1 protein-coding gene is annotated in these 436 nt (G+C 45.0%); it reads left to right on the forward strand.

Annotation, left to right across the window (positions count from 1 at the left end; genetic code table 11):
- Positions 1–382: DDE-type integrase/transposase/recombinase (locus LB941_RS12350; RefSeq protein ID WP_253362275.1), on the forward strand; the 382-nt coding region annotated here is incomplete at its 5' end.
- Positions 383–436 lie beyond the last annotated feature (54 nt).

Raw genomic sequence — 436 nt, forward strand, 5'->3', positions numbered from 1 at the left:
GTCACACCATCTCAGCATTACCGAAACCTCAGCTGCGGAAATAGAGGTGTTTCAACGTGCATTTGATAGTGTTGGTGATGTTCACCCACTGATTCACACAGATCGTGGGGCAGCTTATACATCTGGCGCTTTCAACAACTTTCTTGGGCGTTACAATGTAACTCGCAGCATGTCTCGTCCAGGCACACCATATGATAATGCGCCAATGGAACGTTGGTGGAATGAGTTCAAATTGCGCTGGATGGATCGTCATCCGATGCCTAACACCTTTGAAGAACTCGCGAAGCTGGTGGAAGAAGGTATTGAATACTTCAATCACCACAATCGTTCAGCACAAAGAAACGGCCTCACTCCAGATGAATACTGTAATGAAGCCGCTTAGAGATAGATTCAATTTTATATTATTTCATTTGTCAACTTGACAGGGCGTAGTGCA

It is taken from the genome of Ligilactobacillus ubinensis (genome assembly GCF_024160875.1).
In the GTDB taxonomy this organism is placed as follows: Bacteria; Bacillota; Bacilli; order Lactobacillales; family Lactobacillaceae; genus Ligilactobacillus; species Ligilactobacillus ubinensis.